This window comes from Rhodovulum sp. DZ06, from assembly GCF_050586345.1.
Lineage (GTDB): Bacteria > Pseudomonadota > Alphaproteobacteria > Rhodobacterales > Rhodobacteraceae > JBOCEF01.
In genome coordinates, this window is the sequence record NZ_JBOCEF010000048.1 from 1 (window position 1) to 15,586 (window position 15,586).

A 15,586-nucleotide genomic window follows, 5' to 3' on the forward strand; every position below is an offset into this window, starting at 1 on the left:
CCCCCCCCCCCCCCCCCCCCCCCCCCCCCCCCCCCCCCCCCCCCCCCCCCCCCCCCCCCCCCCCCCCCCCCCCCGCGGCCGGGCGGCGCGGGGGGCTATCGCCCCCCAAGCCCGGACGCCCCCACGCAACGCTGGCATGGCGGGCCGCATTTCGTTACCATGTGAAGCAACCGCGCCGGAAACCGGCGCATGGCCGGGAAGAGGAGGCCCGCCCGCATGTCCGTTCCGATGCTGCCCGATCCCGCCGCGCTCGCCGCCGCGATCCCCGACGGCGCCCATGTCGCGCTCCCGAAGGGCGAGAATCCCGACCCGCCCGTCGCGGTGGCGCTCGAACTCGTCCGACGGGGCGCGAAAAACCTGCATGTCACCACCGTGCCCACCTGCGCCTGGCCGGGCGCGGGCCTCGCCATCGACATCCTGATCGGCGCGGGCTGCGTCGCCTCGGTGGAAACCTCGGGCATCAGCTTCTCGGAACTCGGCCCCGCGCCGCGCTTCACCGCAGCGGTGAAGGCCGGGACGCTCAAGGTCGTCGACAGCACCTGCCCCGCCGTCTACGCCGCCGTGCAGGCGGGGGCCAAGGGCCAGCCCTTCTGCACCCTGCGCGGGCTGATCGGCTCGGACCTCATGACCCACCGGGACGACTGGGCCGAGATCGACAACCCCTTCGCCCCCGGCGACCGCATCGCCGCCCTCAAGGCCATCAACCCCGACGTGGCCCTGTTCCATGCGCCGAAAGCAGACCGCAACGGCAATGTCTGGGTCGGGCGCAACCGCGACCTGAAGGTGCTGGCCCAGGCCTCGGACCGCACCCTCGTCACGGTGGAAGATATCGTGGACGCCGATTTCATGGCCGACCCCGAGCTGGCGGCCGGAACCCTGCCCGATTTCTATATCGAGGCGATGGTCCACGCCCCCGGCGCCGCCTGGCCGATGCTGGCCGATGGCGGCTGCGATATCGACGGCGCCCGCGGATACCTGTCGGAAGCGAAGACGGCCGAGGGCTTCGACGCCTGGATCGCCCGCGCCCTCGCCCATGGCCTGCCCCGCCCGATGCAGGAGGCCGCGGAATGACCGTCGATCCCACCGACATCCGCCCCGAGGAGATCTACGCCACCGCCATCGCCGGGATGCTGCAGGGCGCGCGCCACGTCGCCGTCGGCATGGTCTCGCCCATTCCCGGCACCGGGGCGCTTCTGGCCTCCGAGCTTGGCGGCGGGCGGCCGCGGGTCTCGATCCTTGGCTCCAAGCAGGACACGTTCTGGACCGATGGCGGCTCGGAGCTCTTCGACCTCGCGGGCCGCGGGCGCGTCGACGGGTTCTTCCTGTCGGGCGGGCAGATCGACGGCGCGGGCAACGTGAACCTCGTGGGCGTCGGAGACTACCCGCAGGCGAAGGCGCGCTGGTCGGGTTGCTTCGGCTCGGCCTATCTCGCCTTCGTCGTCCCGCGCCTGATCCTGTTCCGGTGGGAGCATACCCGCCGCACGATGGTGGAGAAGGTGGATTTCGTCTCCGCCCCCGGCGCGTCGCCCGAAACCTTGCACCGCCCCGGCGGCCCCATCGCGCTGATCACCGAGCGGTGCCTGTTCGACTTCGACCGCAAGGCGGGGCGGTTCAGCCTGCGCTCCCTGCATCCCGGCCACAGCCTCGAGGAGGTGCGCGACAACACCGGCTTCGATTTCGACGCGCCGGACATCGTCCCCACCACGCCGCTGCCGGATGCCGAGACGCTGGCCCTGCTGCGCGGCCCGGTGGCGCAGCGGATCGCGGGGGTCTACCCGCTCTATGCCCGCGACGTCTGGGGGATCGAGGCGGCGGCCTGAGGGGCGCGCCCCCCTCCCAGACGCAAAACGGCCCGGGCGGGGGGCGCGGCCCTGCCCCCCCTCCCGGGCCTGCTCTCATCCCGCCGATCCATACCGGCCGCCATGCGTCAGGACACGGCGGCCGGCCCCCGTGGGGCGACATCGCCGAACAGGGATGCAAGAGAGGGTGCATCCCCGGCCTCGGTGAAGCGCCTGACCTGGATGGCGGGCGAGAGATCGTCGCCCTCGGTATAGGCCGAGGGAGAGGCGAGGCAGCGCAGCCCCGCCGCGGTGGCGGATTTCACCCCATTGGCGCTGTCCTCCAGCGCGATGCAGTCCCGCGCGGGAAGATCGAGCCGCGCGAGCGCGAGGCGATAGACGTCGGGCGCGGGCTTCTTCGCCGCCACCTCGTCCCCCGCCGCGATCACCTCGAACACATCGCCTGCCGGGGCGCCGAAGCAGCTCCGGCACAGCGCCTCCACGTTCGGGCCGTTGGTGGTCGTCGCCACCGCCAGCCGCACCCCGCGGGCGCGCGCATCAGCCATCAAGGAGGCGATGCCGGGCCGCAGCTTCAGCCCCCCGGCGGCGAGGATGTCGGCATAGGCCGCCGTCTTCTCCCGGTGCAGCGCCGCGATGCGCTCAAGGTCCGGGGTCTGGCCAAGATCGTGCGAGACGTAATGCGCCATCCGCTCCTTGCCCCCCGTCACCTTCAGCAGGCGGGCGTAGAGGTCGCGGCTCCAATGCCACCCAAGGCCATGCGCGGCGAAGGTGGCGTTGAACGCCTCGCGATGGGCTTCCTCGGTCTCGGCCAGGGTGCCGTCCACGTCGAAGATGAGGGCGCGGAGGGTCATTCTGCGGCCTCGGCGGTCAGCGCGCCCTCTGCGGCGGCGCGGATGGCGCGGATGTTCTCGCCATACGGGGCGGGGTTCCGGACCGTCCCGCCCTTGAACACCGCCGAGCCCGCGACCAGCACATCCGCCCCCGCCGCCGCCACGATGGGCGCGGTGGCGGGCGAGACGCCGCCGTCGATCTCGATATGGATCTCGCGATCCCCGATCATGCTGCGCAGCGCGCGGATCTTGGCGGACATGTCGATGAAGCTCTGCCCCCCGAAGCCGGGGTTCACGGTCATCACGCAGACGAGGTCCAGCCGGTCCAGCACGTGCTCGATGGCCGAGGCGGGCGTCGAGGGGTTCAGCGCCACGCCCGCCTTGCAGCCGAGGTCGCGGATCAGCTGCAGGGAGCGGTCGAGATGCGGCCCCGCCTCGGCATGGATGGTGATGACGTCGGCGCCCGCCTTCGCGAAGGCTTCAAGGTAGGGATCGCAGGGGGCGATCATCAGGTGGACGTCCATCACCCCCTTGATGTGGGGCCGGATCGCGGCGCAGGTGGCGGGGCCGAAGGTGATGTTGGGGACGAAATGCCCGTCCATCACGTCCACATGCACCCAGTCGCAGCCCTCGGCCTCGATGGCCTCGCATTCCTTGCCGAAATTCGCGAAATCGGCGGAAAGGATCGACGGGGCGATCTTGATGTCGCGGGTGAAGCCCATGGCTCAGCCCTCCTGCTTGCGGTCGGTGGAGAGGCCGCCCTGGAACACCCGGCTGGGGCGCAGGTCGGATTCCTCGATGGTGGAGAGGGCGGCGGCGTCGAGCGGGCCCGCGTTCCCCTCGAACAGCCGGTTGGCCTGGCGCAGCCGCGCGCGGTCGAGCGCGTTGCGCACCGAGCGGGCGTTGGCGAAATGCGGCTGGTTGCGGCGCAGGCCCACATATTCCTCCATCGCCGCGCGGGCGGCGGGAGAGAAGGAATAGCCCTGCGAAGACAGCATCCCTTCGGAGATCCGCACCAGCTCGTCATCCGAGTAATCGGGGAAGTCGATATGGTGCGCGATGCGCGACCGGAAGCCGGGGTTCGAGCGGTAGAAATCCTCCATCCGGTCGGCATAGCCCGCCAGGATCACCACCAGGTCGTCGCGGTTGTTCTCCATCACCTGCAGCAGGATCTCGATGGCCTCCTGGCCGTAATCCCGCTCATTGTCCGGTTTGTAGAGGTAATAGGCCTCGTCGATGAAGAGGACGCCGCCCATGGCCTTCTTCAGGACCTCCTTCGTCTTGGGGGCGGTGTGGCCGATATACTGGCCCACCAGGTCGTCGCGGGTGACCGACACGACATGGCCCTTGCGCACATAGCCGAGGCGGTGGAGGAGCCCCGCCATCTTCAGCGCCACGGTTGTCTTGCCGACCCCGGGGTTGCCGGTGAAGGACATGTGCAGCGTCGGCGTGTCGGTGTGCAGGCCAAGGCGCGCGCGGGCGCGGTCGACCAGCAGAAGCGCGGCGGTCTCGCGGATGCGCTTCTTCACGGGCGCGAGGCCGATCAGCTCGCGGTCCAGCTCCTCCAGCACCTCGGCCACGCCGCTGTCGCGGAAATCGGCGGCGAGGTCGACGGTCACCGGCGCGGCGGCGGCGGCGGCGGTCTGGTCGGCGGCGTCGGTCGGGGTGGCGGCGTCGTCGAGGGCGGTCATGGCGCGAGGCTCCTGGGAAGCTGGTGGAAAAGGCGGGCGGGCGTCGGGCGCGGCGCCTTCGCGGGAAGGCGGCGGGCGCGAGGCCTGCGGCGAAGGGCGCCGCCCCGGCCGGGACAGGCGGCCGGGGCGGCGGCGTCCCCCGCGGCGGACGCGGCCCCCGCGTCAGGACGGGCGGCGCGCGGGGCGTTCCGCCATCGGGGGACATCCCCCGCCCCCCCTGTCGGCGCGGGGGGCGGGGAAGCTCGGCATGTCAGGGGGCCGGCGGGCGGGGCGGCATCCAAGGCCCGGGACGGATCGCCCCGCCCGCCGGCAAGGAGGTCAGCGCGTGGCGGCCCAGCTGTAGTGCTGGGACCGGCCGCCGACATCCGTCCGGGTCATCGTGAAGGTCGGCTCCTGCGCCGGACGATCGGTGATGAAGGACATGCGAACCGTCTCGAACCCGTTCGAATTGTCGAAGGCGTTCAGGCGGATGTACGCGGCCCCATGGGCCTTGCGGCACTCGTCCAGCTCCATCATCACGCCCTTGGGGTCGCGCAGATCGAACATCGGGTGGCCCCACATGTCCCAGTAGGTGTTCCGGGGGTGGGGATCGTCGGTGTACTCGATGCCGACGGCCCAACCGTTCTGCAGGCAGTACTCGACCTGGGCCGAGATCTGCTCGTCGGTCAGGTCGGGAAGGAAGCTGAAGCAGCCCTGGGTGATGCGCATTGGTAGGTCTCCTCTTGGCTCAGGGCCGGGTCACATGGCGACTTCGGGGGTCGGCACGAAGTCCGACGTGTCGGTCGACTGGTAGTTGAAGGTGATGTTCCCCCAGGTCTCGAGCGCGGCCTCGAGCGGCTTGCACCACTTGGCGGCGGCGCGCAGGATCTCGGGGCCCTCGTTCTTGATGTCGCGGCCCTCGTTGCGCGCCAGCACCATGGCTTCGAGCGCGACGCGGTTGGCGGCGGCGCCGGCCTGGATGCCCATCGGGTGGCCGATGGTGCCCCCCCCGAACTGCAGCACCACGTCGTCGCCGAAGAGGTCGATCAGCTGGTGCATCTGGCCCGCATGGATGCCGCCCGAAGCGACGGGCATGACCTTGCGCAGATCGCCCCAGTCCTGGTCGAAGAAGATCCCGCGCGGCAGGTCGACCTCGTTCCGGGTCTCGCGGCAGACGTTGTAATAGCCCTGGACGGTGAGCGGATCGCCCTCCAGCTTGCCCACCGCGGTGCCGCAGTGCAGGTGGTCGACGCCCGCCAGGCGCAGCCACTTGGCGATGACGCGGAAGCTGATGCCGTGGTTCTTCTGGCGGGTGTAGGTGCCATGGCCCGCACGGTGCATGTGCAGGATCATGTCGTTGGCCCGGCACCATTCGGCGATGGACTGGATCGCGGTCCAGCCGACGATCAGGTCGACCATGACGATGACCGACCCCAGCTCCTTGGCGAACTGGGCGCGGGCGTACATCTCCTCCATCGTCCCGGCGGTGATGTTGAGGTAATGCCCCTTCACCTCGCCGGTCTCGGCGGTCGCCTTGTTCACCGCCTCCATGCAGTAGAGGAACCGGTCGCGCCAGTGCATGAAGGGCTGGGAGTTGATGTTCTCGTCATCCTTCATGAAGTCGAGGCCGCCCTTGAGCCCCTCGTACACCACGCGGCCGTAGTTCTTGCCCGAGAGGCCCAGCTTCGGCTTGGTGGTCGCGCCCAGAAGCGGCTTGCCGAACTTGTCGAGGCGCTCGCGCTCCACCACGATGCCGGTGGGCGGGCCCTTGAAGGTCTTCACGTAAGCGACCGGGAACTTCATGTCCTCGAGCCGCGCGGCCTTGAGCGGCTTGAACGAGAAGACGTTGCCGATGATCGAGGCGGTGAGGTTGGCGATGGAGCCTTCCTCGAACAGCGCGAGATCATAGGCGACATAGGCGAAGTACTGGCCCGGGGTCCCCGGCACCGGGTCGACCCGGTAGGCCTTGGCGCGGTAGCGGTCGCAGTTGGTCAGCCGGTCGGTCCAGACCACGGTCCAGGTGGCGGTGGAGGACTCCCCGGCGACGGCCGCGGCGGCCTCGACCGGGTCCACGCCCTCCTGCGGGGTGATGCGGAACAGGGCCAGCAGGTCGGTGTCCTGGGGCACGTAGTCTCCGTCCCAGTAGCCCATCTGGGCGTATTTCAGGACGCCGGCGCGGTAACGGTCCTTGCCCTTGATCTCTTTCGAATGCGCGTTCATCGGGTCTCTCCCTTCAGGTGTTCTGGTTTTCAGGCGGCGGCGCGGACGGGCGACAGGGACCCGGCGGCGTAGCGCAGGGCCATGTCGTCCATGGAGATCGGCGTGATGCGGTGGGCGTGCCCGGCGGTCCCGAAGGCCTCGAACCGGTCGCGGCAGACCTGCTCCATCGCGGCCATGGCGGGCTTGAGGAACTTGCGCGGGTCGAACTCGGACTTCGAGGTGGCGGCCACGCGGCGGAACTCGGCCGCCGCGGCCAGGCGCAGGTCGGTGTCGATGTTCACCTTGCGCACGCCGTGCTTGATGCCGCGGACGATCTCCTCGACCGGCACGCCGTAGGTCTCTCGCATCTCGCCGCCATTGGCGTTGAAGACGGACCGCAATTCCTCGGGCACGGAAGAAGACCCGTGCATGACGATGTGGCAGTCCGGCAGGCGCGCGTGGATCTTCTCGATCACGTCCATGGCGAGGACGTCGCCGGTAGGCCGAGCCGTGAACTTGTAGGCGCCGTGCGAGGTGCCGATGGCGACGGCGAGCGCGTCGACGCCGGTCTCGGCCACGAAGCGCGCCGCTTCCTCGGGGTCGGTCAGCAGCTGGTCGCGGTCGAGCTTGCCCTCGAAGCCGTGGCCGTCCTCGGCCTCGCCCTGCCCGGTCTCAAGGCTGCCGAGGCACCCGAGCTCGCCTTCCACCGAGGCGCCGACCATGTGCGCCAGGCGCGAGACCTCGGCGGTGATCCCCGCGTTATAGGCGTAATCGGCGGGGGTCTTCGCGTCTTCCCTAAGCGAGCCGTCCATCATCACCGAGGTGAAGCCGTGCTTGACCGCCGAGAGGCAGGTGGCGACCGAGTTGCCGTGGTCCTGGTGCAGGCAGATCGGGATCTCGGGATACATCGCCTCGAGCCCCTCGACCATCTTGCCGAGCATCAGGTCCCCGGCATAGCTCCGCGCCCCGCGCGAGGCCTGGATGATGACCGGCGCGTCGGTCTTGCGCGCGGCCTCGAGGATCGCGAGGCCCTGTTCCATGTTGTTGATGTTGAAGGCGGGCACGCCGTAGCCATGTTCGGCGGCGTGGTCGAGAAGCTGGCGCAGGGTGATGCGGGCCATGGGAAGCTCCTTGTCAGGTTGCGGCGAGAAACGTGCGGCGGTGTTCAGAGTGCGGCGCGGACCGAGGCGGCGACCGCTTCGGGGGTGATGCCGAAATGCTGGTAGAGGTCGGGGGCCGGGGCCGAGGCGCCGAAGCCCTCCATCCCCGTGAAGCCGCCCTTGGGGCCGATCCAGGCGTCCCAGCCGAAGCGGATCGCCGCCTCGACCGCCACGCGCGGGGCGTCGCCGAGGACGCTGGCCTGCTCGGTCTCCGGGCGCTCGGCGAACAGCTCCCAGCAGGGCATGGAGACGACGGCGGCGCGGATGCCTTCCGCGGCCAGCAGGTCGGCGGCGGCGCAGGCGACCTCGACCTCCGAGCCGGTCGCAAGGATCGTCGCGTCGCGGCCCCCGGCAGGCTCGCGCAGCACATAGGCGCCGCGGGCGGCCAGGTTCTCGTCCTCGTGCGTTCTGCGCAGCACCGGCAGGCCCTGGCGCGACAGGCACAGGACCGAGGGGCCGGAGAGGCGAAGGGCGGCTTCCCAGGCCTCCGCCGTCTCCACCGCGTCGCAGGGGCGGAACACGGCGAGGTTGGGGATGGCGCGCAGGGAGGCCACGTGTTCCACGGGCTGGTGGGTCGGGCCGTCTTCCCCGAGGCCGATGGAGTCGTGCGTCATCACGTAGACCGCGCGCACCCCCATCAGCGCCGAGAGGCGGATCGCCCCGCGGGCATAGTCGGCGAAGGCGAGGAAGGCGCCGCCGTAAGGCGTGAACCCTCCGTGCAGCGCGATCCCGTTCATCGCCGCGGCCATGCCGAATTCGCGGATGCCGTAATGGATGTAGTCGCCGCGGAAATCCTCGGCGCTGATGGGCGCCTGCCCCTTGGCCTTGGTGTTGTTCGAGCCGGTCAGGTCCGCCGAGCCGCCCATCAGCAGCGGCGTCGCCGCGCGGATCGCGTCCAGCGCCTTCTGCGACGCGACGCGGGTGGCGAGCGTGGGCGCCTCGGCCGACAGCGCCTTCTTGTGGGCGCGGATCGCCCCCTCGACGGCGGAAAGGTCCATGGCGACGGCGGCGTCGAACGCGGCCCGGTCCGGGCTGGCGGCGCGGCGGGCGGCCCAGGCCATCCGCTCGGCCGCGGCGCGGGCGGGCACGGCGGCCCAGGCCTCGGCCACGTCCTCGGGGATGGCGAAGGGCCCGGCCTCCCAGCCCAGCGCATCGCGGGTGGCGGCGATCTCCTCCGGCCCCAGCGGCGCGCCGTGGATGCCCGGGCCCCCGGCCTTGGTCGGCGCGCCCTTGCCGATCACCGTGCGGCAGGCGATCAGCGACGGGCGCGGGTCGGCCTTCGCCTCCTCCAGCGCGCGGTCGACATCCGCCGGGTCATGCCCGTCGGCGCGGATCACGTGCCAGCCCAGCGCGGCGAAGCGCGCCTCCTGGTCGGCGGAAGACGACAGCGAGACCTTGCCGTCGATGGTGATGCCGTTGTCGTCCCACATCACGATCAGCCGCCCGAGGCGCAGCGTCCCCGCCAGGTCCGCCGCCTCGTGAGAGATCCCCTCCATCAGGCAGCCGTCGCCGGCGATCACGTAGGTCCGGTGGTCGACCAGCCCGTCCCCGAAGCGCGCGTTCATCGCCCGCTCGGCGATGGCCATGCCCACGGCGGTGGCGAGGCCCTGCCCCAGCGGGCCGGTGGTCGTCTCGATCCCCAGCGCGTGGCCGTATTCCGGGTGGCCCGCGGTGCGGCGGCCAAGCTGGCGGAAGGCCTTCAGCTCCTCGATCGGCATGTCGGCATAGCCCATCAGGTGATGGACCGCGTATTGCAGCATCGAGCCATGGCCCGCCGACAGAACGAAGCGGTCGCGGTCGGGCCAGGACGGGTCCGCCGGGTCGATCTTCGCATGGCGGGCGAACAGGGTCGCCGCCGCGTCGGCCATGCCCATCGGCATCCCGGGATGGCCGGACTTCGCGGCCTCGACCGCGTCCATGGTCAGCGCGCGGATCGCGTTGGCCATGCGGGCCAGGCGGGCGGTTTCGGCATCGCCCAGCATGGGCGTCATCATCTGGTCGTCGTGCATGAGGGCATCCCCCCTTTCGCGTCGGAAAAGGCGGCGCGGGCGTCGGCCTCGCGCGGGTTTCGTCATGGTCGGATCGCGGGGGCCCCTGGCGCGGGGCCCGGCGCTCAGCGCGTGTTGCGGGCGCGTTCCACCAGGCGCTGGATCATCGGCGTCAGGATCAGCTGCATCGCGAGGTCGAGCTTGTCGCCCGGGATGACGATGGAGTTCGCGCGGCTCATCCACGCGCCGTGGATCATCTGCACGAGGTAGGAGAAATCGATCCCGCGCGGGTTCTTGAACCGGATCACCACCAGCGATTCCCCCGCCGTCGGGATCCAGCGCGCGCAGAAAGGGTTGGAGGTGTCGACCACCGGCACCCGCTGGAAGTTCACGTCCGTCTCGGTGAATTGCGGGCAGATCACGTGCACGTAGTCATGCATCCGGCGCAGGATCGTGTCGGTCACCGCCTCGGTGGTGTAGCCGCGCGCGGCGCGGTCGCGGTGGATCTTCTGGATCCATTCAAGGTTGATGACCGGCACCACGCCGATCTTCAGGTCGGCATGGCCGGCGACGTTGATCCCCTCCTGGTTCACCGCGCCGTGCAGGCCCTCGTAGAACAGAAGGTCCGCATCCGCGCCGATCTCCCGCCAGTCGGTGAAATGGCCCGGCGGGGTGCCGAATTTGGCCGCTTCCTCGTCATCGTGAACATAGGTCCGGGTGCGGGCGCGGCCGGTCTCGGCGAAGGCCCTGAACTGGGCTTCCAGCTCCGACAGCTCGTTCGCCTCCATCGAGAAATGGCTGAACGTCTGATCCCCCGCCTCGGTGCGGCGCGCCAGCTCGGCCTTCATCGCCGCGCGGTCGAAGCGGTGGAAGGCGTCGCCCTCGATGGTGGCCGCCGAGACGCCCTCGCGCCGGAAGATCTGGTCGAAGGTGTGCTTGACGGTCGAGGTGCCCGCGCCGGAGGAGCCGGTGACGGAGATGATCGGGTGCTTGAGCGACATGGGGTCTGGTCCTTCTCGGCCGTCGCGCTCAGGCGCGGTACAGGCCGCGGGTGGCGAAGAGGGGCGAGACGGCGGGCCCGGCATCCGGGTCCTCGTGCAGCGCGGCGATGCGGGCCACCTTGCGCGCGGCGCCGAAGATCAGCGGCGTGCGCTGGTGCGGATCGGCGGCGGGGATGTCGAGGATCCGGGCCGCGCCGTCGGTGGCCATGCCCCCCGCGGCCTCCACGAGGAAGGCCATCGGCGCGGCTTCATAGAGGAGGCGCAGGCGGCCCTTCTCATAGCCCTTGCGCTGGTCCCCGGGGTAGAGGAACACCCCGCCCCGGGTCAGGATCCGGTGCGCCTCGGCCACCAGCGACGCGACCCAGCGCATGTTGAAATTCTTGGCCCGCGGCCCGTCGACGCCCGCGAGGCAATCCTCGACGAACTGGCGCACCGGCGCGCGCCAATGGCGGTGGTTCGAGGCGTTGATCGCGTATTCCGAGGTGTCCTCGGGGATCGGCGCGACGGCGCCGACCGACGTGAAGCCGCCTTCCTCGCGGTCCAGCACGAACAGCTCCGGGACCTCGCCGAACGAGAGGACCAGCGCGGTGCAGGGCCCGTAGATGACATAGCCCGCCGCGACCTGGTCCCGCCCCGGGCGCAGCAGCGAGGCCGACGCCCCGCCGGTCTCGGCCGGGTAGATCCCGAAGATCGCCCCGATGGGCGCGTTGACGTCGATGTTCGAGGACCCGTCGAGCGGGTCGATGGCGACCGCCAGCGTGCCCGCGGGATCGAGGGTGAGGATCGCCTCCTCTTCCTCGCTCGCCAGCCAGGCGACCGGGGCGGCGCGCAGCGCGGCGATCACCGCCGTGTTGGCCATGACGTCGAGCGCCTTCTGCGCGTCGCCATCGGCGTTGTCCGCCCCGGCGGCGCGGCCCAGGTCCCCGGCCAGCGGCCCGCGGGCGACGAGGCCCGAGGTCGCGGCGGCGGCGCGGGCCAGCGCGGCGATGGCGGCGGCGGCGTCGGCGCGCAGCGCGTCGCCGTCGGCGAGGGTCTCGAGGCGGGCGGCGAGGGGCTCGCCGCGGGTCGGGGCGAGGATGGCGCGGGCGGCGGGCGCCCCCTTGCGGGCGTCGTCCTGCGCCTGGCCCCGGGTCGGGGCGGTCGCGACGTCGGTCATGGCTTTTCCTCCTGGGGCCGCGGCGTCGTGTCGGTGCGCCGCGTTTGTTGAGGAGAGGCTTGACGGATCGGCGGGGAAAAAGAAATTTCATTAAATCTTCCGACGCGAAAGGTTTTCTATGCCCCCCGCCGCTTTCCCCCCGCCCGCCCGCCCGCTCGGGGCCCGGTCATGACCGACCTGCGGGGCCTGTCCCTGAAGCAGCTGCGCGCCTTCGCGGCGGTGATGCGCGCGGGGTCCGTGGCAGGCGCCGCGCAGCAGCTGTTCGTGACCCCGCCCGCCGTCGCCACCCACCTGAAAACGCTCGAGAAACTCGCGGGCGCGCCGATCCAGGTGCGCGGCCCCGACGGGCTGCGCCCGACCGAGATCGGCGAGGCGCTGCTGACCATGGTCGCGGAGATGGAGACCACCATCGCGCGCGGCGAGCGGCGCATCACCGCCATCGCCTCGGGGGCCGAGGGGACGGTGACGCTGGGGGGCGTGTCGACGGCCAAGTATTTCACGCCCGGAATCGTCGCGGCCTTCCGCAAGGCGCATCCCGGGATCCGGGTGCAGCTGGCGATCGGCAACCGCGGCGCCATCGTCGCGGGGCTGGAACGGGGCGAGTTCGACCTGGTGATCATGGGCCGCCCGCCGGGCCATGTCGCGACCGAGGCGACGCTGCTGGGGGACCATCCGCACGTGCTGATCGCCCCCCCGGATCACCCGCTGGCGAAGGACCGGCACATCCTGCCCGAGGACCTGCTGGCGCAGACCTTCCTTGCGCGCGAGGAAGGCTCGGGCACCCGCACGCTGACCACGCGGTTCCTCGACCGGATCGGCATGGGCCGGCCGGTGCGGCTCGAGGAAATGGGGACCAATGAGACGATCAAGCAGGCGGTGATCGCGGGGCTGGGGATCGCGCTGATCTCGGAGCATACCTGCATGGCGGAGTTCGAGGACAAGCGCCTGGTGGCGTTGCCTTTTCCCGGGCTGCCGATGATGCGCCACTGGTACATGCTGCACCGCGAGGACCGCCCCCTCGACCGCGCCGCCACGGTGCTGCGCGACTTCGTGACGGCGCATCGGGCGGACCTGCTGCCGCACGCGATCTGAAGCGGCCGGGCGCGGGCGCAGGGACCCGCCGGGGCCGCGCCGGGGGGGCGCGGCTGCGCCCGCGCCGGGCGGGCGCGCATCCCGCGCGGCGGCGCCGGGCGCCTCATTCCCCTTGCCATCTCCGCCGCGGCGACTAGGTTGGGCTGCATCCGTCGGGGGGTCCCACAAGGGACTGAGATGCGCATGCGGCGCGGACCCGTCGAACCTGATCCGGGTTACGCCGGCGTAGGGAACGGATGACGCGACCGCGGCCGGCCCGGCGAAAGGGCTGCGAGCCGCCGCCGCGCGCCCCCGCTCCCCGCTCCGTCGTCCCTTCCCGGGCCGAGACCAAGGAGCGAGACATGATCCCGATCGCCCTCTCCATCGCCGGCTCCGACAGCGGCGGCGGCGCAGGCATCCAGGCCGACCTGAAGGCGTTCTCGGCCCTCGGGGTCTACGGCGCGACGGTGATCACCGCGATCACCGCGCAGAACACCGTCGCCGTCACCGACATCCACCCGGTCCCCGAGGCCACCATCGCCGCCCAGGTCGCCGCCATCCGCGCCGACATGCCCCCGGCCGCGGTGAAGATCGGGATGCTCGGCGGCCCCTCGGTCATCGAAGCGGTGGCCGGGGCGCTGGAGGGGATCGAGGCGCCGATCGTGCTCGACCCGGTGATGATCGCCAAGTCGGGCGACGCGCTGCTGCCCGACGACGCGGTGGCGGCGCTGGCCGAAAAGCTGCTGCCCCGCGCGGCGCTGCTGACGCCCAACCTGCCCGAGGCGGCGCGCCTGCTGGGCGTGCGCCCCGCGCGCGACGCGCAGGAAATGGCCGCCCAGGGCGCGGCGCTGCTGGAGAAAGGCGCGGGCGCGGTGCTGATGAAGGGCGGCCACGCCGCCGGGCCGACCTGCGTCGACCTGCTGGTGACCCCGCGCGGGGTGCAGGCCTATTCCGCCCCGCGGATCGAGACGCGCAACACCCATGGCACCGGCTGCTCGCTGTCCTCCGCCATCGCCGCGGGGCTGGCCAAGGGCCTGCCGCTGGCCCGCGCGGTGGAGGAGGCGCATGTCTGGCTCCATGCCGCGATCCGCGGGGCCGACGGGCTCGGCATCGGCGCGGGGCACGGGCCGGTGCACCATTTCCACGCCCTCTGGCCCGCGCGCGAGGCGGGCGGCGCCGCCCCGCGCGAGGTGCCCAAGACCCTGCGCGAGGCCGCCGATTCCGTGGTGCGGTGGGAGGCGCCCCCAGCCGCCCGCCGCGCCGCCGCCGGCCAGGCCGCGCCCGGGACGGGGGCCAGCACGGGGGCCAGTACGGGGTTCGGGGACCTGCCGCCGCCCGCCGACCCCCATGTCTTCGCGCCCCACGCCCCCGCGGCGGACCGCGACGCCATCGGCCGGCCGGTCCCGAAAACGGTGATCGAGGACCTGCCCCCGCCCGTCGACCTCGCCGCCTTCGCGCCCCCGGGCGCCGCCCCCGGACCCAGGCGGGACGGCGAGGATGACTGAATACGTCGTCATCGGCGCCGGGGTCGCTGGCCTCGCCGTCGCGACCGAGCTGACCGCCCGCGGCGCCGCCGTGCGCGTGCTCGACCGCGCCGGGGCGCCGGGGCCGCACCATTGCTCCTGGTGGGCCGGGGGGATGCTGGCCCCGTTCTGCGAGTTCGAGAACGCCGAAGAACCCGTCCTGCGCCTCGGGCGAGGCGCCGCCGACTGGTGGGCGCGCCACGCGGGGGGCGTGACCACGCGCGGCACGCTGGTGGTCGCCCCGGGCCGCGACCGGGCCGAGCTGCGCCGCTTCGCCCGCCGCACCGAGGGCTTCGAGGAGATCGCCGCGCCCGGGATCGCCGCGCTCGAGCCCGACCTCGAGGGCCGCTTCCCCGCCGGGCTGTTCTTCGAAGACGAAGCCCACCTGTCGCCCCGGGGCGCGCTGGCCGCGCTGGTGCGCGGGCTGGCCGACAAGGGCGTGGAGATCGAGCGGACGGAGGCGCCTGACACCCTTCAAGGCCCCGGGGTCATCGACTGCCGCGGCCTCGGCGCCCGGGACGCCCTCCCGGACCTGCGCGGGGTGAAGGGCGAGATGCTGGTGCTGCATTGCCCCGACCTGAACCTCACCCGCCCGGTGCGGATGCTGCACCCGCGCATCCCGCTCTATGTCGTGCCGCGGGGGGATGGGATCTACATGCTCGGCGCCACGATGATCGAGGCCGAGGCCGCCGGGCGCTTCACCGTGCGCTCGGCGCTGGAGATGCTGTCGGCCGCCTATGCCATCCACCCGGGCTTCGGCGAGGCCGAGATCCTCGAGACCGGCGTCGACGCCCGCCCCGCCTTCCCCGACAACCTGCCGCGCATCCGCCGCGCCGGGGGGCGGCTGCACGCCAACGGGCTGCACCGGCACGGGTTCCTGCTCGCCCCCGCCCTCGCCGCCCAGGTCGCGGACCACCTGCTGGACGGCGCGACCCCTGAATTCATGGACCACCCCGCCCCGAAGGAGGCCCCCCATGCGCATCCTGCTTAACGGCGATCCGCTCGAGACCGAGGCCGCCACGGTCGGCGCCCTGCTCGAGGCCGAGGGCCTCGGCGGCGCCAAGGTCGCCACCGCCCTCAACGAGGAGTTCATCCCCGCCGCCCAGCGCGCCGAGACCGCGCTGAAGGACGGCGACCGGCTCGAAGTCCTCGCCCCCATGCAGGGCGGCTGAGGCGCCCAGGCGCCGCC

The 15,586-nt window shown here is 72.1% G+C and carries 14 protein-coding genes, 1 pseudogene and 1 riboswitch; of the genes and pseudogenes, 6 read left to right on the forward strand and 9 right to left on the reverse strand.

Features of this window, described 5'->3' with window-relative positions; genetic code table 11:
* Positions 1–216 precede the first annotated feature (216 nt).
* Together ACQ5SO_RS17505 and ACQ5SO_RS17510 are read left to right on the forward strand one after the other, a co-directional pair.
* Positions 217–1,071: a CoA transferase subunit A gene (locus tag ACQ5SO_RS17505; protein WP_430942927.1), complete on the forward strand. Its 855-nt coding sequence runs from the start codon at positions 217–219 to the stop codon at positions 1,069–1,071.
* On the forward strand, positions 1,068–1,820 hold the full coding sequence (locus ACQ5SO_RS17510; RefSeq protein ID WP_430942928.1) for a CoA-transferase: 753 nt from the start codon (positions 1,068–1,070) through the stop codon (positions 1,818–1,820). Before ACQ5SO_RS17505 ends, ACQ5SO_RS17510 begins: the two co-directional genes overlap by 4 nt.
* A 107-nt stretch (positions 1,821–1,927) precedes the next feature.
* On the opposite strand, the gene ACQ5SO_RS17515 is transcribed toward ACQ5SO_RS17510, so the two are convergent.
* The 9 genes from ACQ5SO_RS17515 to ACQ5SO_RS17555 form a co-directional block, all read right to left on the reverse strand.
* Positions 1,928–2,650, reverse strand: a complete 723-nt coding sequence (locus tag ACQ5SO_RS17515) for an HAD family hydrolase (RefSeq protein WP_430942929.1) — start codon at positions 2,648–2,650, stop codon at positions 1,928–1,930.
* On the reverse strand, positions 2,647–3,351 hold the full coding sequence (gene rpe / locus ACQ5SO_RS17520) for a ribulose-phosphate 3-epimerase (protein ID WP_430942930.1): 705 nt from the start codon (positions 3,349–3,351) through the stop codon (positions 2,647–2,649). The genes ACQ5SO_RS17515 and rpe overlap by 4 nt, the downstream gene beginning before the upstream one ends.
* Before the next feature lie 3 nt (positions 3,352–3,354).
* Complete coding sequence (cbbX, locus tag ACQ5SO_RS17525; RefSeq protein WP_430942931.1) at positions 3,355–4,320, reverse strand: CbbX protein; 966 nt, start codon at positions 4,318–4,320, stop codon at positions 3,355–3,357.
* 318 nt (positions 4,321–4,638) lie between these two features.
* On the reverse strand, positions 4,639–5,028 hold the full coding sequence (locus tag ACQ5SO_RS17530; protein WP_430942933.1) for a ribulose bisphosphate carboxylase small subunit: 390 nt from the start codon (positions 5,026–5,028) through the stop codon (positions 4,639–4,641).
* A 30-nt stretch (positions 5,029–5,058) separates the two neighbouring features.
* Positions 5,059–6,519: a form I ribulose bisphosphate carboxylase large subunit gene (locus tag ACQ5SO_RS17535; RefSeq protein ID WP_430942934.1), complete on the reverse strand. Its 1,461-nt coding sequence runs from the start codon at positions 6,517–6,519 to the stop codon at positions 5,059–5,061.
* 29 nt (positions 6,520–6,548) lie between these two features.
* The gene (gene fba / locus ACQ5SO_RS17540; RefSeq protein ID WP_430942935.1) at positions 6,549–7,619 is read right to left on the reverse strand and encodes a class II fructose-bisphosphate aldolase; all 1,071 of its coding nucleotides are present in this window, start codon (positions 7,617–7,619) and stop codon (positions 6,549–6,551) included.
* Positions 7,620–7,663: 44 nt separating this feature from the next.
* On the reverse strand, positions 7,664–9,637 hold the full coding sequence (gene tkt, locus ACQ5SO_RS17545; RefSeq protein ID WP_430942967.1) for a transketolase: 1,974 nt from the start codon (positions 9,635–9,637) through the stop codon (positions 7,664–7,666).
* A 134-nt stretch (positions 9,638–9,771) separates the two neighbouring features.
* The gene (locus ACQ5SO_RS17550; protein ID WP_430942936.1) at positions 9,772–10,647 is read right to left on the reverse strand and encodes a phosphoribulokinase; all 876 of its coding nucleotides are present in this window, start codon (positions 10,645–10,647) and stop codon (positions 9,772–9,774) included.
* Positions 10,648–10,675: 28 nt separating this feature from the next.
* A complete protein-coding gene (locus ACQ5SO_RS17555; protein ID WP_430942937.1) occupies positions 10,676–11,803 on the reverse strand; it encodes a class 1 fructose-bisphosphatase in 1,128 nt (375 codons plus the stop codon).
* Between the two features lie 168 nt (positions 11,804–11,971).
* Between ACQ5SO_RS17555 and ACQ5SO_RS17560 the strand changes: the two genes are divergently transcribed.
* The 4 genes and pseudogenes from ACQ5SO_RS17560 to thiS all read left to right on the forward strand — a co-directional run bounded on the left by ACQ5SO_RS17560 (position 11,972) and on the right by thiS (position 15,569).
* Complete coding sequence (locus ACQ5SO_RS17560; RefSeq protein ID WP_430942938.1) at positions 11,972–12,895, forward strand: LysR family transcriptional regulator; 924 nt, start codon at positions 11,972–11,974, stop codon at positions 12,893–12,895.
* Between the two features lie 143 nt (positions 12,896–13,038).
* Positions 13,039–13,144, forward strand: a riboswitch (TPP riboswitch).
* Between the two features lie 92 nt (positions 13,145–13,236).
* A pseudogene (gene thiD, locus ACQ5SO_RS17565) lies at positions 13,237–14,028 on the forward strand (bifunctional hydroxymethylpyrimidine kinase/phosphomethylpyrimidine kinase); the annotation flags it as partial.
* 343 nt (positions 14,029–14,371) lie between these two features.
* The gene (gene thiO / locus ACQ5SO_RS17570; RefSeq protein ID WP_430942939.1) at positions 14,372–15,388 is read left to right on the forward strand and encodes a glycine oxidase ThiO; all 1,017 of its coding nucleotides are present in this window, start codon (positions 14,372–14,374) and stop codon (positions 15,386–15,388) included.
* Positions 15,372–15,569, forward strand: a complete 198-nt coding sequence (gene thiS / locus ACQ5SO_RS17575; protein WP_430942941.1) for a sulfur carrier protein ThiS — start codon at positions 15,372–15,374, stop codon at positions 15,567–15,569. Before thiO ends, thiS begins: the two co-directional genes overlap by 17 nt.
* Positions 15,570–15,586 lie beyond the last annotated feature (17 nt).